This is a genomic window from Photobacterium aphoticum, from assembly GCF_001029435.1.
Classification (GTDB): domain Bacteria; phylum Pseudomonadota; class Gammaproteobacteria; order Enterobacterales; family Vibrionaceae; genus Photobacterium; species Photobacterium aphoticum.
Window position 1 is genome coordinate 1 of sequence record NZ_LDOV01000040.1, and the last position, 16,399, is coordinate 16,399.

At 52.7% G+C, this 16,399-nt stretch carries 15 protein-coding genes; 2 read left to right on the plus strand and 13 right to left on the minus strand.

The features are described from left to right. Positions 1–394 precede the first annotated feature (394 nt). From rplS to ffh, 5 genes are all read right to left on the minus strand, one after another. On the minus strand, positions 395–745 hold the full coding sequence (rplS, locus tag ABT58_RS19560; RefSeq protein WP_047876143.1) for a 50S ribosomal protein L19: 351 nt from the start codon (positions 743–745) through the stop codon (positions 395–397). A 36-nt stretch (positions 746–781) separates the two neighbouring features. Further along, positions 782–1,528 (minus strand): tRNA (guanosine(37)-N1)-methyltransferase TrmD, encoded by a 747-nt coding sequence (gene trmD / locus ABT58_RS19565; RefSeq protein ID WP_047876144.1) that lies wholly within the window; start codon positions 1,526–1,528, stop codon positions 782–784. Between the two features lie 21 nt (positions 1,529–1,549). Next, the gene (gene rimM, locus ABT58_RS19570; protein ID WP_047876145.1) at positions 1,550–2,077 is read right to left on the minus strand and encodes a ribosome maturation factor RimM; all 528 of its coding nucleotides are present in this window, start codon (positions 2,075–2,077) and stop codon (positions 1,550–1,552) included. A 24-nt stretch (positions 2,078–2,101) separates the two neighbouring features. After that, positions 2,102–2,350, minus strand: a complete 249-nt coding sequence (rpsP, locus tag ABT58_RS19575; RefSeq protein ID WP_047876146.1) for a 30S ribosomal protein S16 — start codon at positions 2,348–2,350, stop codon at positions 2,102–2,104. A 184-nt stretch (positions 2,351–2,534) separates the two neighbouring features. Next, positions 2,535–3,899, minus strand: coding sequence for a signal recognition particle protein (ffh, locus tag ABT58_RS19580; protein ID WP_047876147.1), 1,365 nt, complete (start codon positions 3,897–3,899; stop codon positions 2,535–2,537). A gap of 213 nt (positions 3,900–4,112) precedes the next feature. Between ffh and ABT58_RS19585 the strand changes: the two genes are divergently transcribed. After that, a complete protein-coding gene (locus tag ABT58_RS19585; RefSeq protein WP_047876148.1) occupies positions 4,113–4,910 on the plus strand; it encodes a cytochrome C assembly family protein in 798 nt (265 codons plus the stop codon). A 92-nt stretch (positions 4,911–5,002) separates the two neighbouring features. Beyond that, positions 5,003–6,280 carry an HlyC/CorC family transporter gene (locus ABT58_RS19590; RefSeq protein ID WP_047876149.1) on the plus strand — a complete coding sequence of 426 codons (1,278 nt, stop codon included), beginning with the start codon at positions 5,003–5,005 and terminating at the stop codon, positions 6,278–6,280. 52 nt (positions 6,281–6,332) lie between these two features. On the opposite strand, the gene luxS is transcribed toward ABT58_RS19590, so the two are convergent. The 8 genes from luxS to ABT58_RS19630 form a co-directional block, all read right to left on the minus strand. Next, entirely contained in the window at positions 6,333–6,851 is a 519-nt protein-coding gene (gene luxS / locus ABT58_RS19595) for an S-ribosylhomocysteine lyase (RefSeq protein ID WP_047876150.1), read from the minus strand. 152 nt (positions 6,852–7,003) lie between these two features. Further along, the gene (locus ABT58_RS19600; RefSeq protein WP_047876151.1) at positions 7,004–7,630 is read right to left on the minus strand and encodes a transglycosylase SLT domain-containing protein; all 627 of its coding nucleotides are present in this window, start codon (positions 7,628–7,630) and stop codon (positions 7,004–7,006) included. Between the two features lie 136 nt (positions 7,631–7,766). Continuing rightward, complete coding sequence (gene gshA / locus ABT58_RS19605) at positions 7,767–9,371, minus strand: glutamate--cysteine ligase (RefSeq protein WP_047876152.1); 1,605 nt, start codon at positions 9,369–9,371, stop codon at positions 7,767–7,769. A 219-nt stretch (positions 9,372–9,590) separates the two neighbouring features. Continuing rightward, positions 9,591–12,455, minus strand: coding sequence for a M16 family metallopeptidase (locus tag ABT58_RS19610; protein WP_047876153.1), 2,865 nt, complete (start codon positions 12,453–12,455; stop codon positions 9,591–9,593). An 11-nt stretch (positions 12,456–12,466) separates the two neighbouring features. Further along, a complete protein-coding gene (locus tag ABT58_RS19615) occupies positions 12,467–12,898 on the minus strand; it encodes a YqaA family protein (RefSeq protein WP_047876154.1) in 432 nt (143 codons plus the stop codon). 169 nt (positions 12,899–13,067) lie between these two features. Next, positions 13,068–14,201 carry a sodium ion-translocating decarboxylase subunit beta gene (locus ABT58_RS19620; protein WP_047876155.1) on the minus strand — a complete coding sequence of 378 codons (1,134 nt, stop codon included), beginning with the start codon at positions 14,199–14,201 and terminating at the stop codon, positions 13,068–13,070. A 9-nt stretch (positions 14,202–14,210) separates the two neighbouring features. Then, a complete protein-coding gene (gene oadA / locus ABT58_RS19625) occupies positions 14,211–16,001 on the minus strand; it encodes a sodium-extruding oxaloacetate decarboxylase subunit alpha (protein ID WP_047876156.1) in 1,791 nt (596 codons plus the stop codon). A 117-nt stretch (positions 16,002–16,118) separates the two neighbouring features. Next, on the minus strand, positions 16,119–16,370 hold the full coding sequence (locus ABT58_RS19630; RefSeq protein WP_047876157.1) for an oxaloacetate decarboxylase subunit gamma: 252 nt from the start codon (positions 16,368–16,370) through the stop codon (positions 16,119–16,121). Between the last annotated feature and the right edge of the window lie 29 nt (positions 16,371–16,399).

Below are 16,399 nucleotides of genomic sequence, written 5' to 3' on the forward strand. Positions count from 1 at the left end.
GTGTGGTCCTGTGGTGCTGGGGGCCTGTGGGCCTGTGGGCCTGTGGTCCTGTGGTCCTGTGGTCCTGTGGTCCTGTGGTCCTGTGGTCCTGTGGTCCTGTGGTCCTGTGGTCCTGTGGTCCTGCAGGCAGGATGCCACGGCTCATTCGAGAGACAACCTTCCCCTGTTCTTTATTTCCATAGGGCCCTAGGACCATAGCACCGCTTTTACCCGATACCCATTTTTCGTAAACTCGCCTCTGTTTAATTTCCATAGGGCCTCAGGACCATAGCACCGCTGTTGCTTTTCCCGCTCTTGCTCGTCCCTTCAAACTCGCGACTCGCTGTAAATTTCAGACAAAAAAAAGCCCACCTTGCGGTGGGCTTTTTCATTTAAACGTCTTACGCGTCGCGAATTACTTAGATAGTTTTTCGCGGATACGTGCTGCTTTACCAGAACGCTCACGTAGGTAGTACAACTTGGCACGACGTACTGCACCACGACGCTTAACAGTAATGCTGTCAACTACTGGAGAGTGAGTTTGGAACGCACGCTCAACACCTTCACCGTTAGAGATCTTACGAACAGTGAATGCAGAATGTAGACCACGGTTACGCTTAGCGATTACAACGCCTTCAAACGCCTGTAGACGTGAGCGATCACCTTCTTTTACCTTAACTTGTACAACAACAGTGTCACCTGGTGCGAAAGTAGGTAGGTCTTGTTTTAGTTGCTCGTCTTCGAGCTGCTTAATGATGTTACTCATTGGTATATACCCTAGAATAAACTGATACTAAATTAATTAATTGCTTGCTTTATATTCACGGATAAATTCCGTGAGCAAGAATTCCTGATCGTCAGTCAGAGCTAGGTTTTCCAGGAGCTCTGGTCTTCGTAGCCATGTGCGGCCTAACGATTGTTTCAATCGCCAGCGACTAATGTCCTTGTGGTTGCCTGACAATAAGACCTTAGGGACTTCTTGTCCGTCCAACACTTCAGGACGTGTGTAATGAGGGCAATCTAACAAGCCATTCGCGAAAGAATCTTCTTCCGCCGACGCAAAGTCTCCCAGTACACCCGGTACAAACCGGACGACTGCGTCCACCAGCGTCATGGCAGGCAGTTCACCACCCGTCAGCACAAAATCTCCGATAGACCATTCTTCGTCTACCTCTTGTTGGATAATGCGCTCATCTACCCCTTCATAGCGGCCACAGATGAGGATCAGATTCTCATTCTGCGCAAGCTCCTCAACACCCGCTTGATCAAGCTTACGGCCCTGAGGGGAAAGGTAGATGACTTTAGCCTGACCTTCTACAGACTGTTTGGCAGCATGAATAGCGTCGCGCAAAGGCTGCACCATCATTAGCATGCCAGGTCCGCCACCATATGGTCGATCATCGACCGTACGGTGTTTGTCGTGGGTAAAATCACGAGGATTCCACGTTTCCACTGACAAAAGGCCTTTTTTTACCGCCTGGCCTGTCACCCCAAAATTGGTAATGGCGTTAAACATGTCAGGAAACAGGCTGATAATGCCTACCTTCATTTGTTCACCTATTACCGGGGATTAAAATCCAGGATCCCAGTCAACTTCGATCCGCTGAGCAGTGCGATCAATCGACTTGATGACCTGCTCATCGAGGAACGGGATGAGACGTTCCTTCTGGCCAAAAGCATCCTTCAGGTTAGCCTTCACCACCAACACATCGTTTGACCCTGTTTCCAGGATGTCAGTCACTTTACCTAGGTCGTAACCTTCGGTTGTCACAACTGTCATGCCAAACAATTCACGCCAGTAGAATTCATCTTCTGACAAGGTTGGTAGTTGGTCAGCCATTACAGAGACTTCAGCGTTGGTGAACATTTGTGCATCCTCGCGGACATTCAAACCTTCAATCTTCGCTACAAGACCCTGACCATGACGCTTCCACGATTCAACGTGAAGTTCTTTCCATTCACCTTTTACTTTCACAAGCCAAGGCTGGAAGGAAAAAATGCTTTCAGCATCTTCGGTGTAAGAAAAAACTTTGAGCCAGCCCTTGATGCCATAAGTGGCGCCAAGTTTCCCGACAACAATACGGTCTTGTGTACTCATCGTCTCTCTGCTACCTGTCACTAATTAAGCCGCTTTAGCAGCGTCTTTGATTAGCTTAGCTGCGCGGTCAGACACAGCTGCGCCTTGACCTACCCAGTGGTTAACACGGTCTAGGTCTAGACGTAGACGCTCTTCCTGACCCTTAGCTAGCGGGTTGAAGAAGCCTAGTTTCTCGATGTTACGACCGTCGCGTGCAGCGCGAGCGTCAGCAACAACGATGTGATAAAATGGACGCTTTTTAGCGCCGTGACGTGCCAAACGAATGGTTACCATATCGTCCTCTTTGCATTACTGTAAATTAAATTGGCCCCGCTATGGAATCATAACGAGGCCCGTGCCAAATTAAGCTCGGGAATTTTACTCCTAAAACTGACGAATGCAACCGCTTTAGCTATTTTTTCACCAGTAAAAGAGTATTCCTATCCCCAAACCCAATAGATTCAAGGGTTCATGCCGCTTAGCGACCGAACATACCGCCACCCGGCATCATGCCTTTCATGTTGCGCATCATGTTCTTCATGCCGCCCTTCTGCATCTTCTTCATCATTTTCTGCATTTGGGTGAACTGCTTAAGCAGACGGTTAACGTCTTGTACCTGTGTACCTGAACCCATCGCGATACGCTTCTTGCGTGACCCTTTGATGATTTCCGGACGTTCACGCTCAGCAGGCGTCATGGAGTTAATGATCGCTTCCATCTGCACAAACATTTTGTCGTCGACTTTGTCTTTTACATCGTCTGGCAGCTGTGACATGCCTGGTAGCTTATCCAGCATCCCCATCATGCCGCCCATGTTTTTCATCTGCTGCAGCTGGCCACGGAAGTCTTCCAGATCAAAGCCTTTCTTCTCTTTGAACTTCTTCGCCAGTTGCTCCGCTTTTTCACGGTCAACGTTACGCTCAAGATCTTCGATCAGCGACAGTACGTCACCCATACCCAGAATACGTGACGCGACACGGTCCGGATGGAACGGTTCTAGGGCGTCGGTTTTCTCACCCACACCCAGGAATTTAATTGGCTTACCGGTAATGTGACGTACAGACAGCGCCGCACCACCACGGGCATCACCATCAACTTTGGTTAGGATCACACCGGTCAGCGGTAGCGCTTCATCAAACGCTTTGGCTGTGTTGGCCGCATCCTGACCCGTCATGGCATCGACCACGAACAGGGTTTCAACTGGGTTTAGCACCTGATGAACGTCTTTAATTTCGTCCATCATTTCGCTGTCAACGTGCAGACGACCGGCGGTATCGACGATCAGCACGTCATAGAATTTCAGTTTCGCTTCAGCGTGTGCCGCTGTCACGATGTCCACCGGCTTTTGATCCGCCGATGATGGGAAGAAATCAATACCGATGTCGCCCGCTAGGGTTTCTAGCTGTTTGATCGCCGCCGGGCGGTAAACGTCCGCCGACACCACCAGCACTTTCTTCTTCTGGCGTTCTTTTAGCAGCTTACCCAGTTTACCCACACTGGTGGTTTTACCGGCACCCTGCAGACCCGCCATCAGGATCACCGCCGGTGGCTGGCTCGCCAGATTCAAATCTTCGTTCGAGTCACCCATGACCGCTTCAAGCTCAGCCTGAACGATCTTGATGAACTCCTGACCCGGCGTCAGGCTTTTAGAAACTTCTGTCCCTACTGCGCGCTCTTTTACGCGCTTGACGAAATCACGAACAACTGGAAGCGCAACATCAGCTTCGAGTAACGCCATGCGGACTTCACGCAGCGTATCTTTGATGTTGTCATCGGTCAAACGGCCACGGCCACTGACATTCTTAAGCGTTCGCGATAAACGCTCCGTTAAATTTTCGAACATGTGCTACTCGCTCGTTACGCATCTAAAATCGGTAAGATCTGGCTAGTATAACGCAATCTTCCCTTCGCTTTCATGCCCTCACGGCCACTTTCGCTGTGATATCGCCTTACAAAACCGCCTGCGTATCACGGGGAAAGCCGCTTTGCCGTGGCAGCCTGACGGCTGGCAAGGTATACTTGCGAACTCTTACCATCTTAAATAGTCAAGTTTACTATGGATATGTTGATAGCCTTACTGGCTACTTGTCTTTACTTTTCTGCCCTTGGGCTTGTGGTGCCGGGATTAACCAACAGCAACGGGATCAAAACGCGGCCTGTCTTTTTCTGTGCGCTGGCGGCCATCGCCTTACATATCCTATTGCTCAAAAATCTGATCTTAGGGGGCATCGGCCAAAACCTCAGCATTCTGAATGTGGCGTCCATGATCAGCGTACTGATTGCGGGGATCACCACCGTCGCCATGCTCAAGATGCGCGTGTGGTTTCTTCTGCCCGTGGTATACAGCTTCGCGGCCATTAACTTGCTGGCGGCTACCTTCTTACCGGGTGCCTTTATTACCCACTTAGAAACCCACCCGGCGGTGCTGCTGCATATCTCGCTGGCGTTGTTCTCTTATTCTACCTTGATGATTGCCACCTTATATGCCATTCAACTGGCCTGGCTGGATCACAAACTCAAAAATAAGAAGAGTCTGGCGATTAACCCGAACATTCCCCCTTTAATGATGGTGGAACGTCAGCTTTTCAAGATCATTTTAGTCGGAAACAGCCTGCTCACCGTGACTTTACTGTCAGGCTATGTGTTTATTCATGACTGGCTGGTACAAGGAAAAACCCACAAAGCCGTGTTGTCGTTAATGGCGTGGGCGGTTTACAGCGTGCTGCTTTGGGGGCACTATCAAAGAGGATGGCGAGGCCGCAGTGTGGTCTGGTTCAGCCTGATCGGGGCGTTCTTATTGACCCTGGCTTACTTTGGCAGCCGATTTGTGAAAGAAGTCATTATCGGGGCCTAATGCTCACGGCGGGGAATTCGCCCGCCGTGCATTGACACCCAGAGGATCTGGGTTCACAGTTCATGTAACAGAAACGTTAAGGATAGAGTTTTTTGGACGATATATCCACGGGGGTCTTATTCTCCCTCCTGATATTACTTCTCGTCATTTCCGGATATTTTTCCGGTTCTGAAACCGGCATGATGGCCCTCAACCGCTACAAATTGAGGCATCTCGCCAACCAGGGACACCGGGGCGCGAAACGGGTGGAAAAACTCCTCTCTCGCCCCGACCGATTGATCGGCCTGATCCTCATCGGTAACAACCTGGTCAATATCCTCGCCTCAGCCATTGCCACAATCCTCGGCATGCGCCTGTACGGCGACATGGGTGTCGCCATTGCGACCGGTGCCCTCACCTTAGTAGTGCTGGTGTTTGCCGAAGTCACCCCGAAAACCCTGGCCGCCCTTTACCCAGAACGGGTTTCCTACGCCAGCAGTGTTCTGCTGCAAATCCTGATGAAGCTGCTCTACCCGCTTGTGGTGTTCGTCAATGCCATTACCAACGGCTTCCTGCGACTGGTCGGCCTGCGCGTGAATAACAATGATGATGCCGACTTAAGCTCTGACGAATTGCGCACCGTGGTGAATGAAGCCGGTGGGCTGATCCCGCGCCGCCACCAAGACATGCTGCTGTCGATTCTGGATCTGGAAAATGTCACGGTGGAAGATTTGATGGTGCCACGCAACGAGATCGCCGCCATTAATGTCAACGATGACTGGAAATCCATTGTGCGCCAGCTCAGCCACTCTGCCCACGGCCGCATTGTGCTCTACCGCGATAACATTGATGAAGTGGTGGGCATGCTGCGGGTGCGCGAAGCCTACCGCATGATGATGGACAAGAATGACTTCAGCAAAGAGAACCTGCTGCGTGCGGCCGATGAGGTCTATTTCATTCCGGAAGGCACACCGCTCAATATTCAGCTGCTCAAGTTCCAGCGCAATAAACAGCGCATCGGCCTGATTGTGGATGAGTACGGCGACATTCAGGGCTTGATCACCCTCGAAGACATTCTGGAAGAAATCGTCGGTGAATTTACCACCTCAATCAGCCCGACGCTGGCCGAAGAAATCACCCCGCAAGCGGACGGCAGCCTGATCATTGAAGGCAGCGCCAATATCCGGGATTTGAACAAGAGCCTGAACTGGGTGCTGCCGACCGACGGCCCGCGTACCCTGAACGGCTTGATCCTCGAACACTTGGAAGATATCCCGGATAGCCAACTCAGCATTGAAGTGTCCGGCTACCAAATGGAAATCATCGAAGTGGCCGATAACATGATCAAAACCGTGCGCATTCTGCCTAACCAGTTACAAAAAACCGGTTAGCGCTCACCGACATGTCAACACGACAAAGCCGGCATAACGCCGGCTTTGTTTTTTACTTCACACTGAGGCTTTTCAATAATTCCCCGGGCAGTGCCAAGTCATCATTTTTATTCACGCTGATCCCTTGGGCGATGATCGCTTTGGCAATGGCTTGCGCTTCATTGAGTGAGTGCATGCTGTATGTGCCACACTGGTATTCGTTCAGCTCAGGGATTTGATCTTGTGAGGCCACCTTCAGCACATCTTCCATCGCGGCCAACCAGCCATCTGCGACCTGCTGCTCGCTCGGTGTGCCAATCAGGCTCATATAAAAACCGGTGCGGCATCCCATTGGCGAGATATCGATGATTTCCACCTGCTCGGAATTGAGGTGATCTCGCATAAAGCCGGCATACAGATGTTCCAGCGTGTGGATCCCACGCTCGCTCAGGATATCTGCGTTAGGACGGCAAAAGCGCAGATCAAACACGGTGATGGTGTCCCCTTTCGGGGTTTGCATGGTTTTGGCAACACGCACAGCGGGCGCGTGCATGCGGGTGTGGTCGACGGTAAAACTGTCTAATAGAGGCATTGCTTCCTTACTCCTTGGCCTGCTCATGCACCGGTCACGCATCCCACGTCACCGGTGACTGTCATGAGTCTTGTTGTTCCTCAACCTTATACCAAGGTACGCAAACACAGCAAGTTTCGCCCGTCTGCCTACCTTGGCCTGATACCGCTCACTTAAAACGGCCACCAGCTGCGGTTGTCGTCTAATTCCTTACGACACTGCTTTAATTGCCAACCGTAGTCTTTGGCTTGCTGCGCCACGCGACGGGAGATTTTCATCAATTGCGGCTTACGTTTATACGTGCCACGCTGATAGCCACCGCGTCCGTCGTGGTACGCCAGATACTGGTTGTAGGTATCCCATTTAGAAATGCCTAACTGTTTCTGGGTTTCAGAGGTGTACCAGCCGACAAACATCATGGAATCGGCAAAGTCGGTGCGCGAACCGCCATTGCCGGTCGCCTTTTGGTAATCTTCCCACGCCGGATCCTGCGCCTGCGCATAACCGTATGCACTGCTCACGCGCCCCCACGGAATGAAGCCCAACACGTATTTTTTCGGCGGACGGGCATCATGGCGGAAGCTGCTTTCTTGCTTAATGATGGCCATCGCCACCTGCATAGGGGTGCCCCATTCGTCCTGCATATCCAGCGAGGCGTCATACCAGTCCGGATATTCACGGTAAATGTCACACAGATTAGATTGGTGTTTGGGAGGCGCAGTGGCACAGCCTGAAAGCACGAGGGCGGCTGCGAAAAGGAAAAACAAGCGGGAAAAACGTCGCGAATAATTTGCAACCATGGAACCTATCACCATCCTTGCGGTCATAAAAAATGACAGGCAGCGAATACTGCCTATCATCCCTGCGAAATTTCTTCTGGGCAGCACGGTCGCTGCCCATTTTTTTATCTGTCGATTGTTATCAAAACCGAATGGCTTACGCAGTGTGATCCACCGAGGCGTCAGCCTGCATATCCGCCTTGATATCGGCAAAGTACTCATCCAAGAACGCATCAAACGACAAGGTATCTGCCTGTTCAATCTGCTGCTGTTTCGCTAGCGAGTCCTGGCTTTCTTGCTCAAACTGCTCAACGCTGTAGAAACGAAACGGTGAGGTCAGTAGCGTATCGGTATGCGCTTGCGCCAAACCTTTACCGACCGCGCCAATGCCTTGTTGTTCGCGGATCTGCGTCAGCAACTGAGCCGATAGTGTCAGTGAAGGATCATCAATCCAGGTTTGCAGGCGGGCAATGGTCTGCTGGTAGGCATCATTTCCGGCGGCAGCATCCATGGCTTTCGCCACTTCATTGAGCTCAGCAAACACACGGGTACCCCATGCTTGTAGCGTCAGACGCTCACCGGCACAACCAATTTTCAGCTCCAGCTCAGGATTACGGCCATCCAGCACCACGCGGTTCCAGTTGTCACGCCAGCACGCCAACTCACTGTCATCCATATCTGCCGATGGCGACAACACCGCCCACGTCAGGAAGACATCCAGAAAACGTACCTGATCAGCGGTAATACCAATCGGGCTGAACGGGTTCACATCCAGTGAGCGCACTTCAATGTATTCCACACCGCCACGGCTCAAGGCTTCAGACGGTTTTTCACCACGCTGTGTCACACGCTTCGGACGGATCGGCGCGTACAGTTCGTTCTCAATTTGTAGCACATTGGCATTAAGCTGACGATATTCGCCATCCACTTTCACGCCGATTTCGGCAAAGTTCTCTGAAGGGGTACGGATCGCACGGCGCAAGCCATCAAGGTACTGATCCAGGCTGTTAAAGCCGATCTTCAGCGAGCTTTGCTCATGGTTAGTGTAACCCAAATCGCTCAGGCGCAGTGCCGTTGCGGTAGGCAGGAAGTAGGTACCACGACCCACTTTTTCAAACGGTAAATCCGTACCGCTTTCTTCCAGGAATGAGCCACACAGGGCGGGGGATGCACCAAACAGGTACGGGATCAGCCAGCCAAAACGGTAGTAGTTACGGATCAGGGCAAAGTATGCATCCGATACTGACGCCTGACGCGCTTCCGGAGATTGCTCACCAAACAGTTGATCCCAGAAGGCATCCGGGAAAGAGAAATTGAAGTGAACCCCAGAGATCACCTGCATCACACTGCCGTAGCGGTGTTTCAGGCCTTCGCGGTACAGGGTTTTCATACGACCGGTATTGGACGTGCCGTATTGGGCCAGCACGATGTCATCTTCACAACCGACAAAACACGGCATCGACATCGGCCACAGCTGCTCATTGTTCAGCTTTAAATAGGTAAATTGATGAATATCACTGAGCTGGTTAAGCAGGTGATCCACCTCATGAGACACCGGAGTGATAAACTCCATCAGTGACTCTGCAAAGTCGGTGGTGATCCATTTATTCGTCAGTGCCGAACCTAACCCGACAGGATGGGGATCTGTCGATAACTGCCCATTTTGCGTCATACGCAGTGCTTCACGCTCAAGACCACGCCCTAGTTGGGTCAGTGCGTCCGGATTTGCAGCGACCTGCTGCAATTTCTGTGAAAAGTTCATCACGGTGATACTCAATCATTAACAACTCAGTGACGTAGAGTAATCATTATTGTTAATGAATGCCACGATTATTACATCGAAACACTTTTACCCAGCAGAAACAATCACACACTGGGAGAAGGATAAAAGAAAGCCGGCACAAGGCCGGCTTTCTCAGTCAATGTGGCGATAAACACCGCCTGGACGCCCCGTCTTGGGGCACCCTGTCACTGACGCCGATTACTGCATCGGACGCATATCACGTACCGGTAATCCCATCGCCTGGAACTGCGGTTTCAAGCTTTTGGCATCCCCCACCACGATGATCTGGTAATCATTCGGGTTGAACCACTTCGCCGCCAGTGCATCAATGCGATCTTTGGTGATCGACGCGGCAATGTCATTACGGGTTTCCACAAAGTTATCCGGCAACGAATACATCAGGATCTGCCCTAACAGCTGGGCTTTTTTGCTTGGCGTTTCGTAGTTCAAGGCGTCTTTCTGCCCCACCGCCAAACGCATAAAGTCCAACTCTTTGTCGGTCACCCCTTCGGTCGCCATCTTGTTCAACTCGGTCAGGAACTCCTGTACTGAAGCGACCGAGGCATCCGCACGCACCTGTGCGTAGTACGTCGATAAGCCCACTTCTTTACCGCCGCTCTGATAACCGCCCGCCCCGTAGGTATAGCCTTTATCTTCACGCAGATTCAGGTTAATCCGGCTGTTGAAGTTACCGGCCAGATTGAAGTTTGCCAGTTGCGTTTCATACAACTCACCGGTCGCATCGTACGGCATGCCCTGACGCACCAAACGGATCACCGTTTGTGGGGCTCCCGGTTTGTCGACCATCCATACCGTTTGCTTTGGCAAGGTCGGTAAGGCTGGCGTGTTATATGTCGGCGCAGGCATGCCCTGCCACGTAGCAAGTGCCGATAACTGCGGTTGCAGCGCAGCCTGATCCACATCGCCAATCACCACCATGTCAGCCCCGTTCGGGGTGTAGTAACGGTGATAGAAGGCTTTCACATCCTCCAACGTGATGGCGGCCAATGAGGCTTTCGTGCCTTCCGGCGGCAAACTGAATGTGGTGCCACCGAATAGCACTTCACGGCTGGCCTGACTGGCTAACCATGATGGGTTCTGGTGCTCGTAGATGATCCCTTCCAGCGCTTGTTTTTTCAGGCGTTCAAAATCCACCTGATGGAAGCCCGGCTTAAACAGCATCTCTTCCATGATTGCCAAGGTCTCTGGCAGGTTTTTGGTCAACGACGCCACAGAGATCACCGTGCCATACTGACCGGCACTGAAACTCACGCTGCTGCCCAAGGTATCCAATTTGGAAGACAGCGCTTCGGCGCTCGAGGTCTGGGTCGCTTCCTGCATCATGCTCGCTGTTAGCTGTGCCAAACCCGCTTTGCCTTGCGGCTCAAAACGACGCCCTGCGGGTACCACAAGCTGCAACTCGACCGTTGGGGTTTCTTGGTATTCGGTACCCAACACCTTGATACCGTTGGCCAACGTAAAGCGGTACAGCTCAGGCATCACCGCTTCCACAGGTGAAGACGGTTGTGGCATCACAGAGCGATCAAAGTCATCAACAGGCTCACGCAGCTGCTTTTTCAGATCCGCTTCGCTCAGCTGTTTGTGCTCAGGAATAATGCGCGGCGCCGGCGTAAAGTTTGGCGTGGCCGCTTGCAGCGATGTCTTGCCTTTTGGCACCACACTCAAACTGACACTTGGGTGATTTTGAATGTATTTCGCGTAAGCACGTTCAATACTTTGTGGCGTCACGGCACGCAGGTTACCCAGCTCTGTACTCAGGTATCCCGGATCGCCAAAGAAAGTTTCATACGCCGCCAGTTGTGACACTTTGCCACTGACACTTTGCAGACCAAAGATGGCACTGGCTTCCACCATACCTTTGAGTTCATTAACCGACTGGGCGGTTACCCCGTCTTTACCCAACTCACTCAATACACCGGTCACTTTGCTGCGTAAGGTTTTCAAATCGCCTTTGTCGCCGCTCTGGCCCATGGCATACACGTACATGGTACAGGCCAGCTCGGCACAATCGTGGAACGCACCCGCATCAACCACTTCGCCGGTTTTCACCAAGTTCTGGTACATCAGGCTGTTCTTGCCACCGCCAATCACGCGCGCCAGCATATCCAATGAGGCTTCATCGGTTGCGCCGTTGTACGACGTTGGCCAAGCCATCAACAGCATCGGCTGCTGAATGTTATCTTCCAGCGTCAGGTACAAATTATGATCGAGCGTCACCGGTTGCTTCGCGGCTTTGTCCACTTCCGGGCCACGCGGAATCGAACCAAAGTATTTCTCAACCCACGCCAGCGTCTGGGCTTTATCGATGTCACCACCGATAGTCAGAGTGGCATTGTTCGGGCCATACCAGCGCAGGAAGAAGGCTTTCAGATCGTTTACATCAACACGATCCAAGTCTTCCACATAACCAATCGGCTGCCAGGAATACGGGTGAGTACGCGGGAACAGGGCTTCGCCCATGCGCTCATACATCAAGCCGTACGGACGGTTTTCATAACGCTGAGCGCGCTCGTTTTTCACGGTGGAACGCTGAATTTCAAACTTCTTCTGGGACACAGCGCCAAGCAAGAAGCCCATGCGATCCGCTTCCAGCCACAGCATTTTTTCCAGCTGATTGGCCGGTACGGTTTCAAAGTAGTTGGTACGGTCACGGTTAGTCGTGCCGTTCAGGGTACCGCCCGCTTCGGTGATCAAACGGAAGTGTTCCTGATCGCCCACATGCTCGGAGCCCTGGAACATCATGTGTTCAAAGAAATGGGCAAAGCCCGATTTACCCAACTCTTCGCGAGCCGAGCCCACGTGGTAGGTGACGTCCACATGCACCAGCGGATCAGAGTGATCCTCATGCAAGACCACAGTCAGGCCGTTGGACAATGTGTATTTCGAGTACGGGATCACCGGCGTGTCCGATGTCGCCCCTGCTGTTACCTGCTCAACCAGCGTCACCCCTTTGGGTAACGCGGCAGATTGTTCGTGTTGCGACTGCAGCTGGCTACAACCAGCCAGTGAGATCAGCGCAATCCCCACTATCCACTTTTGCACAAATGCCTTCCTTATAATAAACCCTGAACCAGCATCGCCAGTACCGCATAACGGGCGGCTTTACCGAGCAAAATCAGCACCATGCTCAACCAGTGATGCATGCGCAGCCAACCAGCCGCTAGACACAAAGGATCCCCGATGATGGGTAACCAACTGAAAAGCAGCGACCAGTAGCCGTATTTTTTAAGCCATAGTAATGCTTTATGACCGTGTTTTTCTTGAGAAGTTTTATTGGGCAGTAATCGGCCTAACCAATAGTTAGTCATGCCGCCTAAGGTATTGCCCAGCGTGGCGATAGCCACCACCACCCACACCGGGTGATCCCCCAGTGACAAAGCCGCCACCAAACTGGCTTCCGAGCCGCCCGGCAATAATGTCGCACTGAGGAATCCGGTACTAAACAGCACCCACAGTGCGGCATCCCCTTGAAATAACTCTAGCATTGTTCTGGTTTTCTCTACGCGGCTTTCCCGCATTACGATCGGTAATCCGTGGTATCACCCACGCTACTCACTATTGAAAGGGCACTACAATAACGTATTTGACTGAAAAAAAAACGGGTAGCACGATGGCTACCCGTTTCAATATGTATCTAACGATGACGAGGGGAAATTAACCGCCTACCAAGGCCAGCAGAATACCTGCCGCCACAGCCGAACCCAGTACCCCGGCCACGTTCGGGCCCATCGCATGCATCAGCAGGAAGTTTTGCGGGTTGGCATCCAGACCGACCTTGTTCACCACACGGGCAGCCATCGGTACCGCCGACACCCCTGCCGCACCAATGAGCGGGTTGATGTCTTCTTTGCTGTAGCGGTTGAGCACTTTCGCCATCAACACACCACCGCCGGTACCGACACTGAACGCCACCGCACCCAACACCAGAATACCCAGTGTTTCAAACTGCAGGAACTGCTCAGCGGCCAGCTTAGAGCCAACACCTAAACCCAGCATGATGGTCACGATGTTGATCAGCTCGTTCTGTACCGTATTAGACAGACGATCCACCACGCCCGATTCACGCATCAGGTTACCCAGACAGAACATCCCGACCAGCGGCGTGGCCGTTGGCAAGAACAGGATGGTCATCAGCAAAACCGCCAGTGGGAACAAGACTTTTTCCGTCTTGCTCACTTCACGCAGCTGCTTCATCTGGATCTTACGCTCTTCCGGTGTGGTCAGTGCTTTCATGATCGGTGGCTGAATGATCGGCACCAATGCCATGTAGCTGTATGCCGCCACCGCAATCGCACCCAGCAGATCAGGCGACAGCTTACTGGCGAGGAAAATCGCCGTTGGGCCGTCCGCGCCCCCGATAATCGCAATCGACGAGGCATCCGCAAGGGTAAAGTCCATCCCCGGGATCACGTTAAGGAAGATGGCACCGAACAAGGTAAAGAAGATACCAAACTGTGCCGCCGCCCCCAGAAGCAGGGTTTTCGGGTTCGCGATCAGCGCCCCGAAATCGGTCATCGCACCGACCCCCATGAAGATCAACAGCGGGAAAATCCCGGTTTCGATCCCCACGTGGTAGATGTAGTACAACAAGCCGCCCGGCTCCGTAAAACCCGCATTCGGAATGTTCGCCAGAATGGCACCGAACCCCATCGGTAATAACAGCAGGGGCTCAAAGCCTTTTTTGATCGCCAGGAACAACAGGCCAGCGCCTACCAGCATCATGATGATCTGACCCATTTCAAAATGGGCGATCCCGGTTTCACTCCAGAGTGTTAATAAACCTTCCATGGTCCCCTCTTATGTCAAGCTCAGGATCGGTGAGCCTACTGCGACAGAATCCCCTTCTTTCACATGCAGATCCTGCACCACACCACTGCGGGCAGCACGCACTTCCGTTTCCATCTTCATCGCTTCGAGGATCACTAGCACATCCCCTTCAGAGACCTGATGGCCCGGCTGCACATGGATCTTAAAGATGTTCCCTGCAAGCGGTGCAGGTACCGCTTCAGCCGCACTGGCGACAGGCGCTGGAGCCGGAGCCGCTGCAGGGGCCGCCGCCGGAGAAACCGAAGACAACTCACCTTCCGGACCCACTTCCACGTTGTACACCTGGCCGTTCACTTTCACGCTGTACGCTTCAATACCGCCGGCTTTCGCCACAGGCGCAGCCGCTGCAACCGGCGCTTTCACTTCCGGCTCACTGCCCGGTGCCGGTTCAAAGGCACTCGCATCACCGCGTTTTTTCAGGAAGTTCAGACCCACTTGTGGGAACAGCGCATAGGTCAGTACGTCATCCACCTGCGCTTCCGCCAGACGGATATTCTCTGCCTTGGCTTTGACCAACAGCTCATCAGTCAGGGTATGCAATTCGGCTTTCAACAAATCAGCCGGACGACACGTGATCGGCGCTGCACCGTCCAGTACGCGCGCTTGCAGCTCGGCATTCACAGGCGCCGGTGCCACACCGTATTCGCCTTTCAGTACGCCCGCTGTTTCTTTGCTGATGCTCTTATAACGCTCACCGGTCAGTACGTTAATCACCGCCTGTGTGCCTACGATCTGTGATGTCGGAGTCACCAACGGAATGAAGCCCAAGTCTTCACGTACGCGTGGGATCTCTTCCAGTACTTCGTCAAAACGATCCGATGCACCCTGCTCTTTCAGCTGGCTTTCCATGTTGGTCAGCATGCCGCCCGGTACTTGCGCGGTCAGAATGCGGGCATCCACCCCTTTCAGGCTGCCTTCAAACTTGGCGTATTTCTTACGTACCTGACGGAAGTAAGTGGCAATCGGTTCAATCTTTTGCAGATCCAACTGGGTATCGCGCTCGGTGCCTTGCAGCATCGCAATCACGGTTTCTGTTGGCGTATGGCCATAGGTCTGGCTCATCGAAGAAATGGCGGTATCGAGAATATCAATGCCCGCTTCCACCGCTTTCACCGCTGTGGCGGTCGACAAACCGGTCGTAGCATGGCAATGCAGTGCCAGTGGAATATCACACGAGGCTTTAATGCGGGTGATCAGCTCTTCGGCTTCATACGGCTTCAACAAGCCAGACATGTCTTTGATACACAGAGAGTGGCAGCCGAGATCTTCTAAACGCTTCGCCAAATCTACCCAGGTATCAGCATTGTGAACCGGACTGGTGGTGTAAGACAGCGTCCCCTGCGCGTGCGCACCGACATCTACGGTCGCTTTCACCGCTTTTTCAAAGTTACGGACATCGTTCATCGCATCAAAGATACGGAACACATCCATCCCGTTGTGGTGGGCACGCTCAACAAATTTTTCCACCACGTCATCGGCGTAATGGCGGTAGCCCAGCAGGTTCTGGCCGCGTAGCAGCATCTGCATCGGGGTTTTTGGCATGGCTTGCTTCAGCAAACGGAGGCGCTCCCACGGATCTTCACCGAGGTAACGGATACAGGCATCAAATGTTGCGCCTCCCCAGGTTTCAAGCGACCAGTAGCCGATCTCGTCCAGCTGCGCCGCAATGGGCAGCATGTCGTCAATACGTAGGCGAGTGGCAAAGAGAGACTGATGGGCATCACGTAACACAACGTCAGTGATTGCTAAAGGCTTGGACATGCTCACAAACTCCTTGTAGAAATAACGTCCTAAAATCACACATGCAGACAGGCACCGTTCACCCTAACCAAATGGGACGGGGTCTGCGAATAACCGGTGGGGAGGATTCCCTCTTGATCAGGCGTTTTGCCTGCGGTACTGGTGCACGGCGGCGGAAATCGCAGCAACGACTTCAGGCTGCACACCTTGGTGATTTACGGCGGTCGATGGGGGCTTAGTAGCCACAGGGGCTGGAGGTGCATCTTTCGGTGCAACTTTCGCCAACAATTGAACGAGATAGATCAGGATACTGAGAAACAAAAAGACCACCACCATACCGGTGACCATGATCGTTGCTGCTTCCCACAACAAAGGGCCTAAATCTGCCATAATGCTTCCTTTCATTGTTTTGTGACAGG

Excerpts from the sequence above, each read along its gene's own strand:
- rpsP (WP_047876146.1), bottom strand. The coding sequence starts at position 2,350 with ATGGTAACCATTCGTTTGGCACGTCACGGCGCTAAAAAGCGTCCATTT.
- luxS (WP_047876150.1), bottom strand. The coding sequence starts at position 6,851 with ATGCCTCTATTAGACAGTTTTACCGTCGACCACACCCGCATGCACGCG.
- gshA (WP_047876152.1), bottom strand. The coding sequence starts at position 9,371 with ATGAACTTTTCACAGAAATTGCAGCAGGTCGCTGCAAATCCGGACGCA.
- ABT58_RS19585 (WP_047876148.1), top strand. The coding sequence starts at position 4,113 with ATGGATATGTTGATAGCCTTACTGGCTACTTGTCTTTACTTTTCTGCC.
- oadA (WP_047876156.1), bottom strand. The coding sequence starts at position 16,001 with ATGTCCAAGCCTTTAGCAATCACTGACGTTGTGTTACGTGATGCCCAT.
- ABT58_RS19600 (WP_047876151.1), bottom strand. The coding sequence starts at position 7,630 with ATGGTTGCAAATTATTCGCGACGTTTTTCCCGCTTGTTTTTCCTTTTC.
- ABT58_RS19630 (WP_047876157.1), bottom strand. The coding sequence starts at position 16,370 with ATGGCAGATTTAGGCCCTTTGTTGTGGGAAGCAGCAACGATCATGGTC.
- ABT58_RS19620 (WP_047876155.1), bottom strand. The coding sequence starts at position 14,201 with ATGGAAGGTTTATTAACACTCTGGAGTGAAACCGGGATCGCCCATTTT.
- ffh (WP_047876147.1), bottom strand. The coding sequence starts at position 3,899 with ATGTTCGAAAATTTAACGGAGCGTTTATCGCGAACGCTTAAGAATGTC.
- rplS (WP_047876143.1), bottom strand. The coding sequence starts at position 745 with ATGAGTAACATCATTAAGCAGCTCGAAGACGAGCAACTAAAACAAGAC.
- trmD (WP_047876144.1), bottom strand. The coding sequence starts at position 1,528 with ATGAAGGTAGGCATTATCAGCCTGTTTCCTGACATGTTTAACGCCATT.
- ABT58_RS19615 (WP_047876154.1), bottom strand. The coding sequence starts at position 12,898 with ATGCTAGAGTTATTTCAAGGGGATGCCGCACTGTGGGTGCTGTTTAGT.
- rimM (WP_047876145.1), bottom strand. The coding sequence starts at position 2,077 with ATGAGTACACAAGACCGTATTGTTGTCGGGAAACTTGGCGCCACTTAT.